The organism is Streptomyces sp. CB02366 (genome assembly GCF_001905905.1).
Taxonomy (GTDB): domain Bacteria; phylum Actinomycetota; class Actinomycetes; order Streptomycetales; family Streptomycetaceae; genus Streptomyces.
The window spans coordinates 485,202-506,088 of sequence record NZ_LIVT01000002.1 but is presented as its reverse complement, the minus strand read 5'-3'; the positions used below and the strand labels follow the sequence as shown (position 1 = coordinate 506,088).

Genomic DNA, 20,887 nt, shown 5'->3' with positions numbered 1-20,887 from the left:
GCCTGCTGCCGCCCCACCCGTCCCTCACGCCCCACCGGCCTCCTCGGCACCGCGGACCGCGTAGGAGGGGCGCGCCCCGGCCCGTGGGCGGACGCGCCCACCGGGCTTGCCCGGGCGCGGGCTCGCAGCTTCCGTCCGGGTGCGGGCCCGCAGCTTCCGTCCCCGTACCGGCTCGCGGCTCCCGTCCGGGCGTGGACGCGCGGCGGGCCGGGCTTGCGCGGCCCGGCTCAGGCCCTCGGCGAGTCCAGCAGGGAGCGGCCGAACTCGATCATCTTCTTCGCGTAGTCCTCGGTCCACTCCGCGCGCTGCGCGACGTCCGCGGCCGTCAGCCGGTCGAACCGGCGCGGATCGGCGAGCTGCGCCGCCGCGATCGCCTGGAACTCCACCGACCGGTCCGTCGCCACCCGGAACGCCTGGGTCAGCTCGGTCGCCCGGGCCAGCAGCTCCCCGGGGTCCTCCATCGACTCCAGGTCGAAGAAGTGCTCCGGATCCGCCACGGCCTGAGACGGCTCGAAGAGCAGCGGCGCGGGACGCAGCCGCTGCCGTTCGTTCCGCTCGGACTCTGTCATGTGCTGTTCCTTCCTCGCGCGGCCGGGACGGCCACCTTCCATTGTCCGGCCCCGCGCAAGAGGCCCCGCCCGACAGCCCCGCTAGGGCGGGTTTCGAAAGTCCCGCCTGCTCGGCGACGCCCGGCACGCACGCTCGCGGCGTTGTCGGGACCGCCCCGATACATCCGGTATCGGGGCGGCCCTCCGCCTTGCGATCGCACGCACCGGACGCCGCCGAGCCCGCCCTCCGGGCGGACGACGCTCCTCTCGAAACACGCCCTAGGGCCGCCACCGGACCCGGTGCTCGGCGAGGTGGGCCAGTACCGCGTGGTTGGCCTCCCAGCCGTCCGGGAACTTCACCGTGACGCCCAGCTGGACCGGCTCGGTGGACGGGTGCTCGTCCAGCAGCTCCGCCACCCCCTCCCGGCACACCACGACGCAGGCGTGCCGGTGCCGGGACGCCAGCACGCACAGCCGGCCCGTCTCCAGGTGGAACGCGGTCGCGTCGGGCCGCCCCGACAGCGGGTGCAGCACCACCGTGACGTCGAACTCGCGGCCCTGGAGCCGGTTCGCCGTGTCCACCGCGACCCCCGTGACGCCCAGCTCCGCGAGGGCCGCCCGCACCGCCGCCGCCTGGTCGCGGTGGGCCGTACCGACCGCGACCCGGTCCGCCGTCACCGGAACGGGCTCGTCCGCCCGCTCGCTCGTCGCGACGCCGCCCCGGTCCAGCAGCCGCCGGACCACCAGCGCCACCGCCCGTACGGCCTCGGGATCGGTACGCGGGGTGTGGCGGGCCGGCAGCTCCAGCAGCCCCCACCCGGACTCCGCCGCCTCGTCCAGCACCCGGTCGGGCCCCGACCCGTCCGACGCCACCCCGAACGAGAGCTTCCGGTCCCCGTGGTCCGTACCGCTGCGGAACGGCGTGTACGGGTAGAACGCGTCCGACACCAGCGGAGCCGCCGACGCCGGGAGCCGCCAGGAGACCGGCAGCCGGTGCTGCGGCAGCTCCGGATTGTGCGCGAGCAGCGTGGAGACCGCGCTCGCGGACGGGTCGTAGCTCAGCCCCGCCCACTGGTCCGCGCCCACGATCGAGAACGGGTCCAGCTGGCCCGGATCCCCGACGAACAGCGCCCGCTCGAACAGCCCGGCCACCGCCAGCAGCGCGTCCGAGCGCATCTGGTACGCCTCGTCGACGATCGCGTGCCCCCACGGTTCCACGTTCTTCACGTGCGCCCACTTGGCGGCCGTCGAGATCACCACGTCGAGCCCGGCCAGATCCGCCGCCTTCGCCGACTTCGTGACGTTGGCGAGGCCGTCCAGGACCTTGTCGTACGGGTCGGAGTCGCTGCTGTGCAGCCGACCCACCGGCAGCTCCGGATCCTTCTCCGCGAGCCGCACCACCAGGTCGTCGACCTGGGCGTTGGTCTGCGCGATCACCATCAGCGGACGTCCGGCGGCGGCCAGTTCCAGGGCCGCCCGCACCACCAGCGTCGACTTGCCCGCGCCGGGGGGCGAGTCCACGACGACGCCCCGGCTGCCGCCGTGCAGGGTGTCGTCGAGGATCGCGCCGGTCGCACGGGCCGCCGCGGCGCCCGGATCGAAGACGACGGTCACAGCGGTCCCTCCGGGGCGGTGGACATCGGGATCACAGCAGGTCCTCCGGGGTCACGGGGTCGGGGTGCTCCGCACGCGCGGCGGCGTCCGCGCCCGGCGGGCCGCCGTGGGTCCACGGCGTCTCCTCCGGGTCCGGCAGCTTCGGCCCGCCGCGCTGGTCGTGCTCGAACAGGGTCCAGGCGATCCGGTCCCCGGGCTCCGGCACCGAACCGGGCGCGGGCTCCCTGCCCCGGCCCATCCGGTCCAGGACCCGCAGCACCAGCAGGACCTCGCCGCCCTCGCCGCCCTCGGCCCCGGAGCCCCGGGGTCCGTCCGCACCGGCCGTGCCGCCCTCCGCGTACCGTACGAACTCCGCCGTCTGCGGCTTCCCGTCCAGGGAGCGGTAGACCTTCGTCCGCTCCGCCAGGTGCGGGCGCTCGTCCGTGCGGACCGTGACCAGCGGGCGCGGGGAGGGCCGCTTGGACTCGGTGTACGCCATCTCCACCCCGGTCACCGTGGCGAGGAACGCCTCGCCCGCCAGCCGCCGCCCCGCCAGCACCAGCGGATCGTCCAGGGCCTCCTGCGCCTCCAACTGCGCCTGGGCGGTCTCCCGGGACGCCAGCTTCTGGGCCGCCGTCACCGCGTCGTCGCGGCGCGGCTGCGGCGGCTCGCCCGAGCGCACCCGGTCGCGGTGGCCGGTGAACGACCACCGGTCCCGGGACCAGCGGTCCTCGGCCCGGTCCCCCTCGGGCAGCTCCCGCAGCAGGTCGAGACCCCGCCACACCGCGTCCCAGGTCGGCAGCATCACCCGTGCCAGCAGCGAACGGATCTGCCGCTCGGCGCCGCTCAGTTCGGCCAGACGGGCATCGGCGGCCAGCCCGTCCTCAGCGGAGGCGAACGCCGTCCGGGCCCGGTCGTACCGCTCGATCGCCGGGGCGAGCAGGCGGTTGTCGAAGTCCGGGTCGGTCGCCGGACCGGCCGGCGGGCACAGCAACTGGCCCTCCCCGTCCCGGGCCAGCTCCGCCCGCAGCGCGGCCTCCGCCCCCGAGGAGCCGGCCGGCGGGTCGATCCAGGACAGCAGCGCGCCCAGGTGCTGGTCCTCCAGGCTGCTCTGCCCGGTCGCCCAGTGCCGGTTCAGCAGATCCGTCGCGGCCAGCAGCAGGGAGGAGCCGGGCACCCGGGCCCGCTCCCCGTAGTGCGTCAGCCAGCGGCCGAGCAGCGGCACCCGCGCCGGGGCCGGATACGGGGCGTCCGGGTCCTCCTCGGCGGTGCGGCGGAACCGCATCGACCGGCCCAGCAGCCGGACGAACTCGACGCCCGCCCTGCTCGGCACGATCAGCTGGGCGGCGTCCGTGCACAGTTCGACCTCGACCTTGGTCCTCTTGCCGGTCGCCGGGTCCGTCTCGCTGCGCTCGGCGGGCTCGACGACGTCCGTGTACGCCTCGATGTGCGGCAGGACCGCCTCCGCCAACTCGGCCAGGAACGCGAACCGCAGGTCCCGGTCGCGCGGCTGGGCCACGGCCAGCAGCCGGGGCGCCTCGCGGTCCGTGCCGACCAGCGCCCCGAGCGGGGCCCCGGCCTCGCCGGCGGTGGTCAGCGGCACCAGCACGAGCGGCCGGTCGGCGAGGTGGCGGTGGCGCACGGTCGCCAACGGCTGGGCGCGACCCGAGTCGACGGCCTCCAGCCGGGCCAGGGTGGTGATCAGCGACACGGTCCCGCCTCCTCGGACGCCCCGGGGACCGGGCCGGCCGCGCCCCCGGCCTTCGACGCTCCGCGGTCCGCGCCGTCCCCCGAGAGGGGAGCCGCTTCCCACGCCCCGGCCCCGGCGCACAGGGCGGCGGCGCTCTCCAGGGCCTCGGCGCGCAGGGCGGCGGCCCGGCGGAGCGCGGCGACCGTGGGGTCGGCGGGATCACCCTCCTTGCCCGCGGCGGCGGCCAGCACCTCGGCCACCGTGGTCAGCCCGCCCAACTCCCCCCGGACACCGCGGCCCAGCGCCTCCACCCCGCCCTCGGCGCGGGACTTCGCCCGGCAGTGGAAGGCCAGCTCGCAGGCGGACAGGCACTCCGGGGCGTACGCCGGCGGCACCGCGGCCACGGCGGCGTCCAACTCCTCGGGAGCGCACGCCGGATCGAAGGTCGTCCCCTGCGGCAGCTCCGCCGCGATGTCCTCGATCCGGGTCAGCCGGGTCAGCTGGCGACGGGTCACCGCGCGCTGCTTGCGTACGTCCACGACGGAGGCGGTCGGCAGGTTGGAGAAGTCCTTGGGGCAGACCAGCAGCACCCGGTGCCCGACCTCCGCGCCCTCGGTCACCGCGGCGACCCGCTCCAGCGCCAGCACGTAGACGGCGGCCTGCCGGGCGGCGGCGCCGACCTTCGACGCGTCGGCCGACGCGTCGATCATGGGGAACGACTTGATCTCGACCACCGTCCACCGCCCGTCCGGGTGCACCACGACCGCGTCGGGCTCCAGATAGGCGGGGGAGCCCGCCACCTCCAGGGCCAGCATCGGGTGGTCCAGCAGGGCCCAGCCGCCCGCCGCGGTCGCCTCCCGCAGGGCGAGGGCGGTGCGCGCGGCGCGGCCCTCGGGTCCGGCGGCGCTCAGATCCGGCGTGGCGGCGTCCCCGGCCGGAGGGGGCGCGCCGCCGCCGAGCCGCTCGTACAGCAGCCGCAGCAGCTCGGCGCCGCCGTCCGCCTTGACCTTCGCCTCGAACGCGTTGCCCCGCATGAAGGCGAACTGGGACTGCCCGAAGGGGGCGGGGGAGCCGAGCGCGGTGGCCAGCACGCCCTTGTCCACCCCCGCGCCGTCGAGCAGGGCCCGCCGCTTGCAGCCGGGGTTGGCGGCGAGGGCGGCGAGGGCTCTCGCGTCGAGCGGATGCGGTGCGACGGACGGGCCGCGCAGCTCAGCGAGCCGCTGCCGGAGCGTCGTCGCTGGTGGCCGCGGGGCCGGCGTCGCCGGCTGACGCGCCGTCGAGTGCCGTGCCGGGGGGATCTGCGGAGGTGGTCCGCTGGCCGGGGATGCGCTCACCCGGGGAAGTCTCGCATCCTGTACTGACATTCGGGGGCGCGGCCGCGGATACGGCACCGGGGGCGGGCCGTTGGCGGCCGCCCTCGGATCCCTCCGCCGCTCTGTCTCCCGCCCCGTCTGCGGACCCGCTCCCGGTCCCGCTCCCGGTCCCGCTCCCGGGCCCGTCCGCGGACCCGCTCCCGGTCCCGCCGGTGAACAGGACGGCGGCCGGTCCGGTGGCCCGGGCCGCGCCCCAGGCCTTGGCCCCATCGGCCCACCGCGTCACGGGTTTGACCAGCAGGGCCCCGGCCCCCATCACCGCCGCGCCCGCGACGGCGTCCAGGAAGTAGTGGTTGGCGGTGCCCATCACGATGAGCGTGGTGAGCAGCGGATAGGCGATGCCCGCCACCCGTACGAGGGGGTGGCGGCCGTGGCGCCACAGCAGGATTCCGCACCAGAGCGACCAGCCGACGTGCAGGCTGGGCATCGCCGCGTACTGGTTGGTCATCCCGCTCAGCCCGCGCGGGGCGCTCGCCCCCGCGCCCCACCAGCCGTACGCGCTGTACTGCGCCATCGTGTCGACGAAGCCGTGGCTCGCGTCCAGCAGCCGGGGCGGGCAGGTCGGCATCAGCGAGAAGCCGACCAGCCCCAGGAGCGTGGAGTTCATCAGCCAGATCCGGGCCGACCGGTACAGGGCCGACCGCCGCCGGAACATCCATATGAGGACGGCCGGGGTGACCGCGTAATGCAGGGAGGCGTACGCGAAGTCGGCGGGTATCCCGAGGGCGGGGGTGGTGGTGAAGAGACGGTTCAGCGGATGTTCGGCGTTGAGGTGCAGCGCCTGTTCGAGGCGGAGGATCGCCAGGCCGTGGTCGACCGCCGTCGTCACGTCGCCGCGGACCAGGAGCCGCCCCGCCGAGTACAGCGCGTAGACCACCGCGATCAGTGGCAGCTCGGTCCACCAGCGGGGCCGATGACCGGTCGCGGGCTGCGCGAGGGCGTGCGGCATCCGATAGCTCTCCCCATGGTCATGCGGCCGACGGCGAACGTTCAACCGTACGGTGGCGCCGTGCCCCCGTCTCCACCGGGGGCCCCTTGCGGATACCCCGGAAGCGGCGGTCCCACCGGGACCGGTCCCTCCCTGCCCGGGCGCCGCGCAGGGAGGGACGCCGGCCGGGCCCGGCAGGTTGCCCCCCGATCCGGTACGGGATGATGGAAGGTCCCACCAGCACCAGCACCAGCACCAGCACCAGCACCAGCACCAGCACCAGCACCAGCACCAGCACCAGCACCAGCACCAGCACCAGCACCAGCACCAGCGTTCCAGGGAGAGCCTTCATGGCACCGCGCATCCTGCTCGCCCGGCACGGCCAGACCCAGTGGTCGGTCCAGGGCAACCACACCGGCAGGACGGACATTCCGCTCCTGGACACGGGGCGCGAGGGCGCCGTGCTGCTCGGCGAGCGGCTGCACCGGGCGCCGTGGGGCGGGCTGCCCGGGGTCGAGGTCCGCACCAGCCCCCTGGTCCGGGCCGCCGAGACCTGCCGACTCGCCGGGTTCGGGGAGCGGGCCGAGCCGTGGGACGCGCTGATGGAGTGGGACTACGGGGCGTACGAGGGGCTGACCCCCGCCCAGATCAAGGCGGACCGGCCCGACTGGCTGATCTGGCGCGACGGGGTTCCCGGCGGCGAGTCCGTCGCCGACGTCACGGCCCGCGCGGACGAGATCGTCGCCTGGGCGCGGTCGGCGGACCGGGACGTCCTGGTCTTCGCCCACGGCCACATCCTGCGGGCGCTGGGGGCGCGATGGCTGGGCGAGGACCTGTCCTTCGGCGCGCGGGTGCGGCTGGAGCCGACATCGCTGTCGGTGCTGGGGTGGGCCTACGGGATGCCGGCGCTGGAACGCTGGAACGACACGGGCCACCTGGACCGGTAGCGGGGGTCAGCCCTCCGCGCCGGCCCGGCCCGGCCCGTCCGACTCGCCGGGGAGCGTCGCGTGGCGGGTCAGGAAGGCCGCCACCTCCGCCGCTCCGGCCCGGGGCTCCAGCACCCGCGCCGCCCCCGCCAGCATCCTCCGGATCCGCGACGACCGCACCCGGTCCAGCAGGTCCAGCACCTGGTGGCCCGTCGCCGCCGCCTCGTCCACCCGGCCCGCCCGCGCCAGGTCCGCCGTGAGCTGCGCCCGGTACAGCGCGAGGTTCCGGGTGAAGTGGGCGTCCTGGAGCACCGTCGCCCGCCGCCCGTGCCGTGCCGCCCGGGACCAGTCGCCCAGCGCCGACCAGCACTGCGCCTCCAGCAGCTCCAGCTCCGCCTCCCGGAAGAAGCTCATCCACTCCGGATCGCCCGCCGCCGGGCCCTGCTCGAACGCCGACCGGGCCCGCCCGATCGCCCGGTCGCACCCCGCGCGGTCCCCGAGCCCCGCCCTGCCCCCCGCCTCCCGCAGTGCCAGCAGCGCCACCAGCCGGGGCGACCCCAGGGTGCGGGCCGCCCGCAGCCCGGCCTCCGCCGCCCGGACCGCCTCCCTCGGCCGGCCCGCGTCCCGGGCCAGGAACGAGGTGTTGCAGAACGCGTGCGCCTCCAGCCCCGCGTCCCCCGCCAGCCGCGCCGTGGCCAACGCCTCCGCGTAGTGCGAGCGGGCGTCGTCGAGCCGCCCCGAGTCGTGGGCCAGCCACCCCACCGAGATGGCCAGCTCGCCCGCGCCCGCGTGCAGCCGGTCCGAAGTGGCCTGTCGTGCGGTGGTCCCGGCGTCCAGCAGTTCGTAGGCCGCGCGCAGCGGGCGGGCGGCCCGCCGGTAGAGCCCGTCCGCGCCGCGCCGGTCGTCCAGCAGCCGGATCTGCCGTACGGCTTCCTCGACGGCGCTCACCTCCGCCTCGCCGACCCGGCGCTGCGCGGGCACGGAGACCCGGGCGGCGGAGGCGTGCGCCTGGCCGAAGCCCAGGGAAGCGGCGGCCACCGTGGCGGTGCCGCTCGTCATGAACACGCGACGCAGCACGTCGCTCTCCTCGGGGATGTCGTGGATGTCGGGGACGCCGGGGACGTCATCGGGGCCGGGGGCGCGGCCGGGGCGTGCGGGCGGGGAGTGCGCCGCGTGGCCGGCCGGGGGCTGGGGGTCGGACGCGATCCGGGCGCCCCGCCCCCGTACGGTCTCGCGTGCCGAGAACCCCAGGTCGGTCAGGGACAGACCGGGGAACATGTGCAGGAAGACGCGTTCGTAGGCGTAGTTGGGGCAGCGGATCTCCCCGGACTCCACCCGTCCGATGTACCGGGCGTCGCACGCGACCTGCTCCCCGATCTCCCGCGCCGCTCTGCGGACCGCCGCCGCGAACTCCCCGGCGGAGCGCGGTCCGCGCAGCTGACGGAAGGCGAGGTTGGGAACTGCCGCTGTCGACGCCATGACCGGTCCCTCTCTGGTGCGGCCGGGGAGCGTGCTACCCGGTGTCCCCGGTGCCCCGGCGGAGCATGAACGTACCTGCTGTGACGAGACGCACACACAGCGTTTCGTTGCGAAAAGGGGCATACCGACCCTGAACCGCCATGAACTGCCACCCTTTGCGGCGGTGTCGGACCGTAGCCCTTGACGCTTCCCGGGCGTTGGTCTCCGTGGAGACGGAGTGTGGCTCCGTTCGGCGATGAGAGGAGGGGTTCCCTTGTTGCACCTCGGCGGGGAGACCAGCTCACGGACGACCGCGACGCAACCGGTGACCCCCGAGCCCCCGGTGACCCCCAAGCCCCCAGTGGCCTCCCAGCCCCCGGCGGCTCCCGGGCCTCCGGAACCCCTGGCGCATCACCGGCCCCCGGCGCCCCTGAACCCCTCCGCTGCGGCCCCGGACCGTCCGGCGCCCCGGTACCTCCCGCCGGCCCCGGAACGGCCCCGGGCCCCGGCGGCCCCCGAGGCCCCGGCCCAGGGCGGCCCCTCCTGCGACCTGGTCACGGTCCCGGCCCGGCAGGGCCTGGAAGCCGTCGACATCCTGCGGCGCGGACGGGACCAGGAGGCGGTCGGACCGGTCCTGCACGACGGGGCCTGCGACACCCTCGGTTTCCTCGTCCCGCCGGGGACCGCCGAGGGCTGGGACGTACCCGGCAGCGCCTGTACGCGGACCGACGGGCGCGGGCTGCGCCTCCCCCTCGTGCCGCCCGTCTCCGGCTCCGGCTGGCTGCTGCCGCCCGCCCAGGACGCCCCGGTCACCGATCCGGCCGTGCTGCGCGCCGCCCTCCACCAGGCCGCCCGGATCATCGAGGCGGCCGACAACTGCTGCTGAGCCCATAATGGGCACACCGGCCGGACACCTCCGCGAGGCCGGCGAACCGGGCCCCCACCAGCAAGGACCAGCGAACGTGGCACGTCGAGGAGGACAGGGCGGGGGCAAGGCCGCGGCCAAGGACAGGACCGCGGCCAAGGGTGCGGGCGCGAAGGCGCAGGGGCGCCGGAGCGGCGGCCGGGCCGAGCGCGAGCCGGTTTCCCGGCCGGTCGGCGGAGGGGTCGCCGAGCTCATACCCGACCGGGAGCGCCCCCGCGGCTGGACGCTCCTGATCGACGGGGCCCCGCAGTCCCACGTGGACCTCGACGACCCCGCGCACCTCTCGTTCGCCTACCAGCGCCGCATCGGCCACGTCATCGACCTCGCCGCGCCCCCCTCGCAGCCCCTGCACGTCCTGCACCTGGGCGGCGGCGCGTTCACCCTCGCCCGCTACACCGCCGCCACCCGCCCCCGCTCCACCCAGCAGATCGTCGAACTCGACGCGCCCCTCGTCCAGCTCGTCCGCGACCACCTCCCGCTGGACCCCCAGGCCCGCGTCCGGGTCCGGGCGGCGGACGCCCGCGAAGGGCTCGGCAAGTTCCCGGACGACTGGGCGGACCTGATCGTCGCGGACGTGTTCGACGGAGCCCGCACCCCCGCCCACCTCACCTCCGCCGAGTTCCTCGCCGAGGTGCGCCGGGTGCTCAAGCCCTCCGGCCGGTACGCGGCCAACCTCGCGGACGGTCCCCCGCTCGCCCACCTGCGCGGCCAGGTGGCCACCGCCGCCGCCGTCTTCCCCGAACTGGCGCTCGCCGCCGACCCGGTGGTGTGGCGGGGCCGCCGCTTCGGCAACGCGGTGCTGCTCGCCTCCGCCCTGCCGCTCCCGGTCGCGGAGTTCACCCGGCGGGTGGCGACCGACCCGCACCCCGGCCGCGTCGAACACGGCCGCGCGCTCACCGACTTCACCGGCGGCGCGGCCGTCGTCGCCGACGCGGCGGCCAAGCCCTCGCCCGCGCCCCCGCCGTCCGTCTTCGAGAACCCCTGACCCCGTGCGGGCCCCCGGCCGGCCCGCCGGGCCTCACGGTTCGACGACCTGCACCGTCGGCGGCGTCCCGTTCCAGGTGCAGAACACCGAGTACGTCGTCCCGTCCTCGCCGCCCCCGTCGCTGAAGTCCACCCGGATCCAGGCGTCGTTGGTCCACACCTGCATCGACCAGCCCGGCTCCGGGGTCGCGGAGACGAGTTTCGCCGACCTCCTGCCCAGCTCGAACACCACCCGGCCGCCGTCCGTCCGGTAGCCCTTCACCTCGCCCGAGGCCGAGGACCCGGCCGACCCGGCCGACCCGGACGCCCCGGCGGTTCCGGTCGCCCCGGTCCGCGCGGACGGCGCCGTCGGGGCGGCCGGCGGCGTACGGGCGGGGCGCGGGGCGGACGCCGAGGGCCGCACGCCGCCGGAGCGCGGTGATCCGGTGGGAGAGGGCGACGGCCGGTGCGTCGAGGAGGCGAGCGGTAGGCCGCCTCCCTGCCCGAGGCGCGGGGGAGCCCCCGGGCCCACCGAGACCGGCACGGTCCGGGGCCGGTCGTAGAGCGTCCCCGACATGACCGTGTGCACGCCCCACCACGAGAGCGTGACCGCCGCCCCGGTGGCGAGCGTCCACGCCAGCACGTGTACGAGTCCTCGTCGCATCGGGCACATCCTGCACCACCCGGACCGCCGCCGCCCTCCCCGTACGGCACTCGACGGGGGCAACGTCCCCCCGTACACGCCCTTCTCCGGCCTTTGCGGAGGATTGCGGCGGGGCCGGGACCGGGCCCGCCGCCATGGCGTACGGTGCCGCCCATGGCAAGTGTGCTCGTGGTCGAGGACGACCAGTTCGTGCGTTCCGCTCTGATCCGGCACCTCAGCGAGGCATCCCACACGGTACGCAGCGTGGGCACCGCGCTGGAAGCGCTGCGCGAGGTCGCGCACTTCCGCTTCGACGTGGTCATCCTCGATCTCGGGCTGCCCGACCTGGACGGCGGCGAGGCGCTGAAGATGCTGCGCTCCATCACCGATGTGCCCGTGATCATCGCGACCGCGCGGGACGACGAGAGCGAGATCGTCCGGCTGCTCAACGACGGGGCCGACGACTACCTGACGAAACCGTTCTCCGTGGATCACCTCTCCGCACGGATCGCCGCAGTCCTGCGCCGCTCCCGCGCCGCCGGGGCCGAGGCCCCGCCGCCCGGTGTGCTCCGCGTCGGCGGCCTCTCCATCGATCCGCTGCGCCGCATCGCCGAACTGGACGGCGCCGGACTCGACCTGACCCGCAGGGAGTTCGACCTGCTCGCCTTCCTCGCCGGGCGGCCCGGCGTGGTCGTCGCCCGCAAGGAACTGCTGGCCGAGGTCTGGCAGCAGTCCTACGGCGACGACCAGACCATCGACGTCCATCTCTCCTGGCTGCGCCGCAAACTCGGCGAGACGGCCGCCCGGCCGCGCTATCTGCACACCCTGCGCGGCGTCGGCGTGAAGCTCCAGCCGCCCGCCGACGCCCCGGCCGCGGAGCCGCCCGCATGAGATGGGCCCTGGTCAAGGTCTGCCTGGCGGTCACGGCCATGGTCGTCATCGCCTTCGCCGTACCGCTCGGCGTCGTCATCCGGGAGATGGCCGGCGACCGGGCGTTCTCGGACGCCGAACGCCAGGCCGCGACGATCGGCCCGACCCTTTCCATCACCACCGACCGCGCGGAACTGACCCGGGCCGTCCTGTCCACCGAACCGGGCGACCGGGGGCGCCTCGCCGTCCACGTCCCCACCGCGACGGGCCCGTTGGACATCGGAACCGGACGTGCCGCACCTGAGGCCGTGGAGGCCGTGCGCAAGGCCGGGCGGGCCTCCGTCGCCGAGGTCGACGGCGGGTTCGCGCTTCTGCAGCCGACCGCGCTCGGCACCGGGGAGATCGCCGTCGTCGAGGTCCACGTCCCCGACGGAGAGGTCGCCAAGGGGGTCACCACCGCCTGGCTGATGCTGGCGGGCGTCGGCGTCGCGCTGATCGTCGGCTCCGTCGCGGTCGCGGACCGGCTCGGCGTGCGGATGGTGCGGCCCGCCCAACGCCTCGCGGGCGCCGCCCAGGAGCTGGGGGAGGGGAAGCTCGCCGCCCGGGTTCCCGAGGAAGGGCCCGCCGAACTGCGTTCCGCGGCGGTCGCGTTCAACTCCATGGCCGACCAGGTCGTTCAGTTGCTCGCCAACGAGCGGGAGTTGGCCGCCGACCTCTCGCACCGTCTGCGCACCCCGCTCACCGTGCTCCGGCTGAACGCCGCCTCCCTCGGGGAGGGCCCGGCGGCCGAGCAGACCCGGGCGGCGGTCCGGCAGTTGGAGCACGAGGTCGACACGATCATCCGCACGGCCCGCGAACAGCGCCCGCAGAACCAGGGGCCGCCGGTGGAGGCGGGGTGCGACGCCTCCGAGGTGATCCGCGAACGCATGGGCTTCTGGTCGGCGCTCGCGGAGGACGAGGGCCGCGAGACGCGGGTGGCGGGGATCGGCCGTACGGCCCGCATCCCCGTAGCCCGGGCCGAACTGGCCGCCGCGCTCGACGCGTTGCTCGGGAACGTCTTCCGCCACACCCCCGCGGGCACCGCCTTCGCCGTCGACGTCCACCACAGCGGCGACGCGGTCATCGTCCTGGTCTCCGACGCCGGTCCGGGCATCGCCGACCCCAAGGCCGCCCTCGCGCGGGGCGGCAGCGGGCGCGCCGGGGCGGGCGGGGCCGTCGGCTCCACCGGCCTCGGCCTGGACATCGTGCGCCGGGTCGCCGAGTCCACCGGCGGCGACCTGCGCATCGGCCGGTCCGTCCTCGGCGGCACGGAGATCCGGATCTGGATCGGTCTGCACGGCGGCGTCCCCGAACGCGACCGGCGTGGCCACGGCCGCCGGGTCGGCCGCCGCATCGGCTGGCGGCGGCGCCGGGAGTCCCGGGCCGCCACCGGTCCAGCCCCCCGCCCCCTGCCCTGACCCGTCCGAGGGCCCTGCCCGGAGGGCCTCGCCCCAGAACTCCCGCCCCCGGGCCCCGCCCCTCGACCTGCTCCAGCGGCCTTCCCGGCCCTGCTCCCACTCACCCCGCCGACCGCTTCATTAACCCGCTCCGATGCGTCCCTTAAGCGCACCCTAAGAACAGCACCCGCTGTCCGTATCGCCCGCTTCGCCCGTTGCGCAACCGCTAGCGTGCTCCTCGTAGCAACCCCGGGAAGTCGTCGAACCCCACCTCCCCCGGGGAACCCCCACGTCGGCCCCCGCCGCCACCGTTCGCCCCGGTGGCGGCGGGGAAACCGGCGCCCACAGCCCCCGAGCCCACAGCCGCCCGCCCCGCACACCCCCCAGTCGCCCCGTACGTTTCGGGACGGCCGCCCCGACCACTCCCACCCCCCACCGCGCGTCCCGGCCGGCCCCCACCCACCTCCGGCCGGGACGCGTTCCTCCGTCCGAGCCCACGGCGCCCGGCCCCCGCCACCGGACACGCCCGTCGTCCGGACCGCCCGCGTCACCCTCCCTGAGCCGCCCACTCCTCCGCGTACTCCTCGAAGATCGCCCGCAGGTGGTGTCCGATCTTCAGGTAGTCCAGGTCGTCCAGGTTGGCCAGCGACACCCGCACCGACCACTCCGGCCCGTCGAAGCCGCCGCCGTTGAGCAGTACCACCGAGGTCTGTTCGGCCAGCCGCAACAGCGGGTCGATCGGTTCGTAGTGCTGCTCCAGGAAGTCGGCGAACGCCTTTCCCCGGGTGCGTTCCGCCTCGGCCAACAGGTCCAGCTCGATGTAGTAAGCGGCCCGCTTCGGGTCCTCCGAGATCTTCATGTGCGCGCCCTCCAGCAGGAGTTCGAGCCGCTGGTGGACGATCGCCCGGATCCGGCGCTTGTACGCCTGCCCCTCGTCGAGCATGTCGAAGAGCGAGAACAGCACCATCATCACCTGCTGCGGCAGCGACAGGCCGGCCGTGTGGTTCAGCGCCACCTGCCGGGAGTCCGCCACCATCCGGTCGATGAACCGCATCTTCCCCGGCTCCAGCGTCAGCGTCCCGTAACGCCGGGCGAGCCGCTCCTTCTGCTCCCGGTTCTGTGCCGACAGCATCGCGTCGATCACGTTGTCGTCGTGCAGCGCGATCACCCCGAGCCGCCAGCCCGTCGCCCCGTAGTGCTTGGAGTAGGAGTAGACGAGGAGCGTGTTGCGCGGCAGGTCGGCGGCGAGCGAGCGGAAGCCCTCCACGAAGGTCCCGTACACGTCGTCCGTCACGACGATCAGGTTCGGGTTCCGCTCGCCGACGATGGAGACGAGCTGCTCGGTGACACGGGTGGAGAGCGCCAGCGAGGGCGGGTTGCTCGGGTTCACACAGCAGACCATCTTCACCGACGGGTCCACGAGCTTGGCGATCTCCTCCTCCGGGTAGCGCCACTGCCGCACCCCGGTCTCGGTGAACAGGCTCGCCTCCACCCGCACCACGTCGAAGTCGTACGTGTCCAGCTCGGGGATCTCCACGTACGGGGTGAACACCGGCACCATCAGGGCGATCCGGTCGCCCTTTTCCAGGATGCCGTTCTTCAGCAGCGAGTCGAAGACGTAGCACATCGCCGCCGTGCCGCCCTCGGTCGCGAACAGGCTCAACGTCTGCCCCTCCGGCGGCCGGTGGTCGAACATCTCGTCCGTGAGATAGCCGCGCACGATCTGCTCGGTGTGGGGCAGGATCCGGTCCGGCACCGGGTAGTTGTCGCCGATCGAGGCGTCCGCCAGCTCGTGCACGAACGCGTCCCGGTCGAAGCCGAACCGCTTCACCGCCAGGTCCACGCTCGCCTTCAGCATCTCGACGCCCGGCAGTTCCGGATGCGTACGGACGAACCGGTCGAAGCGCTCCGCGCACCCCGGCTCCTGCGGCATCCCGCCCAGGTCGTCGGCGGTCCACACCCGGCGGGACTCCTCGATCGCGAAGTAGCCGAGCGCGTGGTACGCCTCACGGGGCCCGGTGGCCACCCAGTTCGGGTTGCCCCGGCCCGCGTTGAGCATGGCCCGCGCCGCCTTCCCCTTCTGGCCCGGCCGGTCGCGCTGCGCGGCCGTCGCGATCTCGATGAACCTGTCCTTCAGCTCGAAGGGGGAGAGCTGGGCGAAGGACCGGATCTCTTCCCGGCTGAGCTTGGTCTTGGGCATGGTGGTGTCCGCTCCCGTGCAGGGTCAGTGGTTGAGGATGACGATCACGGCGCCCCACACCGTCAGCAGGACGTTGCCGACGGCGTACGGGATCGTGTAACCGAGGGTGGGGATCTGCGACTTCGAGGTCTCGTTGACGGCGCCGATCGCCGCCGTGGTGGTCTGGCCGCCCGCCAGGACGCCCATCAGGACCGGGAACCGGATCTTCTGGACGTGGTGCCCGACCAGGAACCCGATGATCAGCGGCACCACGGTGGCGACCGCGCCGAGGACCAGCAGGCCCCAGCCGGCCGTGGAGAGGCCGCTGGTGAAGCTCGGGCCCGCGTTGATGCCGACGACGGCGACGAAGAGGCAGAGGCCGAGGGTGTCCATGAACCACTGGGCGCCCGGCGGCACGTTCCCGTACGTCGGGTACTTCCCGCGGATCCAGCCGAAGACCAGGCCCATGATCAGCCCGCCGCCCGAGGTGGAGAGCGAGATCGGCACCCCGCCCGCCGTCAGCGCCGGAATGCCGATGCAGCCGCCCAGGAAGATGCCGAGCCCCACCCAGACCATGTCGGTGGCGAAGCTCGTCGGCACCGGCTTCCCGAGCGCCCTCGCCGCCGGGCCGACCAGGCGTTCCGGTCCGGTGAGGACCAGGGTGTCACCCCGCTCCAGGGGGGTGGAGAGCCGGTAGGGGAACGCGGCGCCTCCCCGGTACAGCTTGTCGATGTAGACGCCGACCATGAACGGCTCCCGGCGCACCGCCGCGACCGTCCGCCCCAGCTGGTCCTTCTCCGAGGCGACGACGTGCAGCGTCTCGGTGCGGTAGCCGAGCAGTTCGACGTCGTCGGCCTCGGCGCCGATGTGCGTGCGGGGGTCGAACTCCACCAGGTCGCCCCGGATGGCGCTGACCGCGACGGTGTCGCCGAGCCGGAGCGTACGGGACTGGTCGTGCTCCAGGACCGTGCCGTCGCGGCGGACGCCGGTGAGGTAGATGCGACGGCCCAGCCCCTTCTGCTGCTCCTCGAAGTCGGCCACCGACCGCCCCACCAGGTCCGGGCGGTCCACGCGGTACGCGCGCAGCACCACCTCGTAGTAGCCGGCGCCCTCGTCCGGGTTCTCGTCCGGCGCGTCCAGCTCGGCGGCGAGTTCGGCGCTCTCCCTCGCCAGGTCCCTGCGGTAGAGCTTGGGCAGGACGTCGGCCAGGAGCATCGCGCAGAGGATGGTGCCGAGGGGGTACGTCACCGCGTAGCCGACGGCCACCAGGTTCGCCTGGTTCTTCGCCTCACCGGGCGAGAGGCCCGGCAGCGTACCGATGGCGTCCTGCGCGACGCCGATCGCGGCCGACTGGGTGAGGGCCCCGCTCATCAGGCCGGCGCCGAGCCCGGGACCGTAACCGAGCAGGCTCGCGAAGAGCCAGGAGACCAGCAGCCCGGTCACACAGACCACGACCGCGTTGACCACCTGCGGCAGGCCGTCCTTCCTGAGCCCCCGGAAGAACTGGGGGCCGACGCGGTAGCCGAGGGCGAACAGGAACATGATGAAGAACAGGTTCTTCACCGTGTCGTCGATCTCGACCTCGAACTGCGCGCCCAGCACCAGCCCCGCCACCAGGCACCCCGTCACCGCGCCCAGCGCGATCGTCCGGTAGCGGACCTTGCCCAGCAGGAAACCGAGCGCGACGACGAGGAAGACGAGCAGTTCCGGATGGGGCCGGAAGACGTTCCGGTCGAGGAAATCGATCATCTCAGGCCCCCAGGACGCCGACCAGGATGGGCCCGGTCAGCGGTAGCAGGAAGTTGGAGAGCGTGTACGTGATCGTGTAGCCGAGCAGCGGTACGGAGCTCTGGGCCACCTGGGTGATGGAGGTGATCGCGGGGGTCGAGCACTGCTGTCCGGCGATCGCGCCGATCAGCAGTGGCTTCTCGATCTTCAGCAGCCTGCGCCCGACGACCAGCGAGACCGTCGCCGGGACCAGCACCATGGCGATGCCCGCGAACGGCAGCAGCGCCCCGTACTCCTTGAGCAGCGGCCACGCCTGCGGCCCGGCGGCGAGGCCGGTGCAGGCGATGAAGACCGCCAGGCCCATGTCCTTGAGCGTGGTCGCGGCCTGCGGCGGGAATGCCCCGAAGGTCTGGCTGCGGGAGCGGAACCAGCCGAAGACGAGCCCCGAGATCAGGCAGCCGCCCCCGGTGCCGAGCGACATCGGGACGTCCCCCAGCCTCACGACGACCTGTCCGAGCAGCGACCCCGCCACGATGCCGAAGCCGAGGTAGACGAAGTCGGTGGCGTCGTTCCTCACCACCGCGCCGAGCTTCGCGACGAGCCGGTTCAGCCCGCCCCGCGCGCCGACCAGGGTGAGCACGTCGCCGCGGGCGAGGACCGTCTCCCCGCTGGCCGGCAGGTGCTGGTCGTTGCGCAGCACGTCGGTGACGTACACGCCGTCCCGGCGGAACTCCGGGTGCCGCCGCTGCAGCCGGTCGATGCTCGCGCCGATCGTCTCCTTCTCGGTGACGGCGACCTGGCTGGTGGCGAGAGGGGTGTCGAGCCCCGGCACGGCGGGGGTCTCCGGGCCGATCTCCCGGCCCGCCTCGATGACCGCCGCCCGCTCCCCGACCACCTGGACCAGGTCGCTGAGCGTCAGCTCCAAGCCGGGGGAGGGCGTCAGCAGCCTGCTGCCGCGCTTGACCCCCTCGACGGTGATCCGGCCGCCCGTCGCGCTCTGGAGGTCGCCGACCGTCCGACCGTCCGCCAGTGTGACCAGGTAGGTGCGGCCGACCGTGCCGGGCAGCGCCTCGCGCTCGTCGGACTCCAGCCCGGCCTGCCCGCCGCGCATCTTCTCCCACAGCTCGCGCGAGGCGTCCGCCAGGTTGATCCGCAGGAGCATCGGCATGATCTGGCTGGTGAACAGCACGATGGTGATCAGCCCGAACAGGTAGCAGACGGTGTAGGCGGTGGCCACGTGCCCCTGGTACCGGGTGATCTGCTCGGGGGTCAGGTCGCCGAGCTTCCCGATCGCCTCGGTGGCCGTTCCCACGACGGCGGACTCGGTGGCCGCCCCCGCCAGGATGCCGGAGGCGGTGCCCACGTCCAGGTCGAACACCTTGGCGAGCCCGAAGGCGATGCCGAGGACGCAGACCAGCTCGATCAGGCAGAGCGCGAAGAAACGCAGGCTCCTGCGGTTGAGGTTGGCGAAGAACTGCGGGCCCGCCATGTAGCCGAGCGAGAAGATGAACAGCGCGAAAAAGACCGTCTTCACGTCGTCGTCGACGCTGATGTGCCGGGTGCCGAGCAGCAGCGACACGATCAGGGTGCCGCAGATGCCGCCGAGCGTGATCGGGCCGACGCGGAGCTTGCCGACGAGGTAGCCGGCCGCGAGGCAGAGGAAGAGCGCCAGTTCGGGATGGTCGCGCAACACGCCCATTCCGGCTCACTCGCCGGTGCCGGGGGCGGCGGCCATGATGACCAAAAGGTACATAAAGGGGAAATTAACAGGGGTGGGGCACTCCGGCATTCCGCCCCTCTCCGCCGCCTCCGTTCACCTTCCGACGGGTGGGCGGCGCCGGACCCCGTCTGTGACGCACCGGACATCCCTCGGCAACGGAATCGTCTTCAACTCTTGACACCCACCGCCTTGAGGCAGCAATCTTCCGACACGGCGAGTGGGAGCGCTCCCACTCGTAGGGGCGATGCCGTTCGCCTCTTCCTGCCGCACCAGCCCCGACACCCTCCAGCTCTGCCCCGCGGAACAGCGCCGCCCCTCCCGCGACCCACCCCGGCGCCCCCGGAAGAACCGTCCGGCGCCCCCCGGACACCCCTGAACCACCCCCGAACCATTTCGGAACCACCCCGGCCCAGGCCGGAACCGAGCCCCCGGAACAAGGAGCAGTGGAATGCGCATCACCCGCAGTGTTGCCGGTCGACGCCGGAGAACCGCCCTCGTGGCCACCACGGGCCTCACGGTCACCGCCCTCCTCCTCACCGGATGCGGCGGCTCGTCCGACTCCGGCAAGGGAGCCGACGCGGACGGGAACATCACCCTGACCGTCGCGGACTTCGGGCAGTTCGGGTACAAGGAGGCCGGACTCTTCGAGAAGTACCACGAGTTGAACCCGAAGATCACGGTCAAGGAGGACACCACCGCCGAGGAGAAGAACTACTACCCCAAGCTCCTCCAGCAGCTGAACTCCGGCAGCGGGCTCGCGGACGTCCAGGGCATCGAGGTCGGCCGGATCAAGGAGATCGTCGACACCAAGGCGGACTCCTTCGCCGACCTCTCCAAGGTCATCGGTGTGGACGAGTGGGTGTCGTGGAAGGCGAAGCAGGCCACCGCCCCCAACGGTGCGGTCGTCGGCGCGGGCACCGACATCGGCCCCATGTCCCTCTGCTACAACCGCGAGTTGTTCGAGAAGGCCGGTCTGCCCACCGACCGCACCGAGGTCGCGAAGCTGACCGCGGGCGGCTGGGAGGACTACCTCGCCCTGGGGGAGCGGTACAAGAAGAAGGCCCCCTCCGGCACGTACTTCATGGACTCCGCGAGCGCCATGTTCAACGCCGTGGTCAGCTCCAGCCCCGAGCAGTACTACGACGCGAGCGGCAAGCCGGTCTACCAGGAGAGCGCGAGCGTCGAGAAGGGCTGGAAGCTCGCCGCCCAGGCCGCGTCCAGGAAGCTGACGCAGGGCCTGGCCCAGTTCGAGGACCAGTGGCAGGCGGCCCTGCGCAAGAGCACCGTCGCCACCGTCGTCTGCCCCGCCTGGATGGCCGGCCAGATCTCCACGTACGCCGGTGACGCCAACAAGGGCAAGTGGGACATCACCCGCGCTCCCGGCGAGACCTCCGCCAACTGGGGCGGTTCCTTCCTCGCCGTCCCCAAGTCCGGGAAGAACGTCGACGAGGCCGCCAAGCTCGTCAAGTGGCTGACCGCCCCCGAGCAGCAGGCCGCCGTCTTCAAGGCGATCGGCGTCTTCCCGTCCAACAAGGGCGCGTACGAGCTGCCCGACGTGAAGAACGCGACCCTGCCGTACTTCAACGACGCCCCGATCGGCCAGATCTACGCCGACGGCGCGAAGTCCATCCCCGAGGCGGTCCTCGGCCCGAAGGACGGCGTGATCAAGGACTCCATCTCCACCCAGATCAACAACATGGAGCAGCGCGGCACCAGCCCGGACGACGCCTGGGACGCGGCCGTGCGCACGATCGACAAGGCCATCGGCTGACCCGGGGCCGCCGGGGGCGCCCGAGCGCCCCGGCGCCCGACAGGCCCGGCCGGTAGCGGCGCCGGGGCCGGCGCCACCCGCCCGCCCCGGCGCCCGGCCCGCGCCGCCCGCCCCGTTCCCCATCGCCCCTCCACCG

17 protein-coding genes are annotated in these 20,887 nt (G+C 74.0%); 6 read left to right on the top strand and 11 right to left on the bottom strand.

All coding sequences use genetic code 11. From position 1 onward, the window contains the following. Positions 1-227: 227 nt before the first annotated feature. From AMK24_RS07695 to AMK24_RS33650, 6 genes are all read right to left on the bottom strand, one after another. The gene (locus tag AMK24_RS07695) at positions 228-569 is read right to left on the bottom strand and encodes a hypothetical protein (protein ID WP_073766356.1); all 342 of its coding nucleotides are present in this window, start codon (positions 567-569) and stop codon (positions 228-230) included. Between the two features lie 258 nt (positions 570-827). Then, complete coding sequence (locus tag AMK24_RS07690; protein ID WP_073766355.1) at positions 828-2,162, bottom strand: AAA domain-containing protein; 1,335 nt, start codon at positions 2,160-2,162, stop codon at positions 828-830. Positions 2,163-2,193: 31 nt separating this feature from the next. Further along, complete coding sequence (locus tag AMK24_RS07685; protein WP_073766729.1) at positions 2,194-3,852, bottom strand: hypothetical protein; 1,659 nt, start codon at positions 3,850-3,852, stop codon at positions 2,194-2,196. After that, positions 3,843-4,934, bottom strand: a complete 1,092-nt coding sequence (locus tag AMK24_RS07680; RefSeq protein WP_338012687.1) for a hypothetical protein — start codon at positions 4,932-4,934, stop codon at positions 3,843-3,845. The genes AMK24_RS07685 and AMK24_RS07680 overlap by 10 nt, the downstream gene beginning before the upstream one ends. Positions 4,935-5,040: 106 nt before the next feature. Then, the gene (locus AMK24_RS07675) at positions 5,041-6,153 is read right to left on the bottom strand and encodes a phosphatase PAP2 family protein (RefSeq protein WP_073766354.1); all 1,113 of its coding nucleotides are present in this window, start codon (positions 6,151-6,153) and stop codon (positions 5,041-5,043) included. Positions 6,154-6,172: 19 nt separating this feature from the next. Continuing rightward, positions 6,173-6,484 (bottom strand): hypothetical protein, encoded by a 312-nt coding sequence (locus AMK24_RS33650; RefSeq protein WP_143203695.1) that lies wholly within the window; start codon positions 6,482-6,484, stop codon positions 6,173-6,175. Between AMK24_RS33650 and AMK24_RS07670 the strand changes: the two genes are divergently transcribed. Next, complete coding sequence (locus tag AMK24_RS07670) at positions 6,483-7,079, top strand: histidine phosphatase family protein (protein WP_073766727.1); 597 nt, start codon at positions 6,483-6,485, stop codon at positions 7,077-7,079. The genes AMK24_RS33650 and AMK24_RS07670 overlap by 2 nt on opposite strands. Positions 7,080-7,085: 6 nt before the next feature. Here the strand turns inward: AMK24_RS07670 and AMK24_RS07665 are convergent, their stop codons facing one another. Next, positions 7,086-8,537 (bottom strand): transcriptional regulator, encoded by a 1,452-nt coding sequence (locus tag AMK24_RS07665; RefSeq protein WP_073766353.1) that lies wholly within the window; start codon positions 8,535-8,537, stop codon positions 7,086-7,088. A gap of 529 nt (positions 8,538-9,066) precedes the next feature. On the opposite strand from AMK24_RS07665, the gene AMK24_RS07660 reads away from it, so the two are divergent. Further along, the gene (locus tag AMK24_RS07660; RefSeq protein WP_073766725.1) at positions 9,067-9,402 is read left to right on the top strand and encodes a hypothetical protein; all 336 of its coding nucleotides are present in this window, start codon (positions 9,067-9,069) and stop codon (positions 9,400-9,402) included. A gap of 76 nt (positions 9,403-9,478) precedes the next feature. After that, positions 9,479-10,426, top strand: a complete 948-nt coding sequence (locus tag AMK24_RS07655) for a spermidine synthase (protein ID WP_073766352.1) — start codon at positions 9,479-9,481, stop codon at positions 10,424-10,426. Positions 10,427-10,459: 33 nt separating this feature from the next. Here the strand turns inward: AMK24_RS07655 and AMK24_RS07650 are convergent, their stop codons facing one another. Beyond that, on the bottom strand, positions 10,460-11,068 hold the full coding sequence (locus AMK24_RS07650) for a hypothetical protein (protein ID WP_073766351.1): 609 nt from the start codon (positions 11,066-11,068) through the stop codon (positions 10,460-10,462). A 153-nt stretch (positions 11,069-11,221) separates the two neighbouring features. On the opposite strand from AMK24_RS07650, the gene AMK24_RS07645 reads away from it, so the two are divergent. Next, complete coding sequence (locus tag AMK24_RS07645) at positions 11,222-11,938, top strand: response regulator transcription factor (protein ID WP_073766350.1); 717 nt, start codon at positions 11,222-11,224, stop codon at positions 11,936-11,938. Further along, on the top strand, positions 11,935-13,374 hold the full coding sequence (locus AMK24_RS07640) for a sensor histidine kinase (protein ID WP_073766349.1): 1,440 nt from the start codon (positions 11,935-11,937) through the stop codon (positions 13,372-13,374). The genes AMK24_RS07645 and AMK24_RS07640 overlap by 4 nt, the downstream gene beginning before the upstream one ends. Positions 13,375-13,900: 526 nt before the next feature. On the opposite strand, the gene AMK24_RS07635 is transcribed toward AMK24_RS07640, so the two are convergent. From AMK24_RS07635 to aspT (AMK24_RS07625), 3 genes are read right to left on the bottom strand one after another with little or no spacing between them, the layout of a single operon-like run. After that, a complete protein-coding gene (locus tag AMK24_RS07635) occupies positions 13,901-15,553 on the bottom strand; it encodes a bifunctional aspartate transaminase/aspartate 4-decarboxylase (RefSeq protein ID WP_073766348.1) in 1,653 nt (550 codons plus the stop codon). Between the two features lie 24 nt (positions 15,554-15,577). Further along, complete coding sequence (aspT, locus tag AMK24_RS07630; protein ID WP_073766347.1) at positions 15,578-17,281, bottom strand: aspartate-alanine antiporter; 1,704 nt, start codon at positions 17,279-17,281, stop codon at positions 15,578-15,580. Position 17,282: 1 nt separating this feature from the next. Beyond that, the gene (aspT, locus tag AMK24_RS07625) at positions 17,283-18,959 is read right to left on the bottom strand and encodes an aspartate-alanine antiporter (protein ID WP_073766346.1); all 1,677 of its coding nucleotides are present in this window, start codon (positions 18,957-18,959) and stop codon (positions 17,283-17,285) included. A gap of 469 nt (positions 18,960-19,428) precedes the next feature. Between aspT (AMK24_RS07625) and AMK24_RS07620 the strand changes: the two genes are divergently transcribed. Next, positions 19,429-20,751, top strand: a complete 1,323-nt coding sequence (locus AMK24_RS07620; protein WP_073766345.1) for an ABC transporter substrate-binding protein — start codon at positions 19,429-19,431, stop codon at positions 20,749-20,751. Positions 20,752-20,887 lie beyond the last annotated feature (136 nt).

Bases quoted from the DNA above. Each gene is read 5' to 3' on its own strand.
- AMK24_RS07665 (WP_073766353.1), bottom strand. From the start codon at position 8,537: ATGGCGTCGACAGCGGCAGTTCCCAACCTCGCCTTCCGTCAGCTGCGC.
- AMK24_RS07695 (WP_073766356.1), bottom strand. From the start codon at position 569: ATGACAGAGTCCGAGCGGAACGAACGGCAGCGGCTGCGTCCCGCGCCG.
- AMK24_RS07635 (WP_073766348.1), bottom strand. From the start codon at position 15,553: ATGCCCAAGACCAAGCTCAGCCGGGAAGAGATCCGGTCCTTCGCCCAG.
- aspT (WP_073766346.1), bottom strand. From the start codon at position 18,959: ATGGGCGTGTTGCGCGACCATCCCGAACTGGCGCTCTTCCTCTGCCTC.
- AMK24_RS07650 (WP_073766351.1), bottom strand. From the start codon at position 11,068: ATGCGACGAGGACTCGTACACGTGCTGGCGTGGACGCTCGCCACCGGG.
- AMK24_RS07670 (WP_073766727.1), top strand. From the start codon at position 6,483: ATGGCACCGCGCATCCTGCTCGCCCGGCACGGCCAGACCCAGTGGTCG.
- AMK24_RS07645 (WP_073766350.1), top strand. From the start codon at position 11,222: ATGGCAAGTGTGCTCGTGGTCGAGGACGACCAGTTCGTGCGTTCCGCT.
- AMK24_RS07640 (WP_073766349.1), top strand. From the start codon at position 11,935: ATGAGATGGGCCCTGGTCAAGGTCTGCCTGGCGGTCACGGCCATGGTC.
- aspT (WP_073766347.1), bottom strand. From the start codon at position 17,281: ATGATCGATTTCCTCGACCGGAACGTCTTCCGGCCCCATCCGGAACTG.
- AMK24_RS07620 (WP_073766345.1), top strand. From the start codon at position 19,429: ATGCGCATCACCCGCAGTGTTGCCGGTCGACGCCGGAGAACCGCCCTC.
- AMK24_RS07675 (WP_073766354.1), bottom strand. From the start codon at position 6,153: ATGCCGCACGCCCTCGCGCAGCCCGCGACCGGTCATCGGCCCCGCTGG.
- AMK24_RS33650 (WP_143203695.1), bottom strand. From the start codon at position 6,484: ATGAAGGCTCTCCCTGGAACGCTGGTGCTGGTGCTGGTGCTGGTGCTG.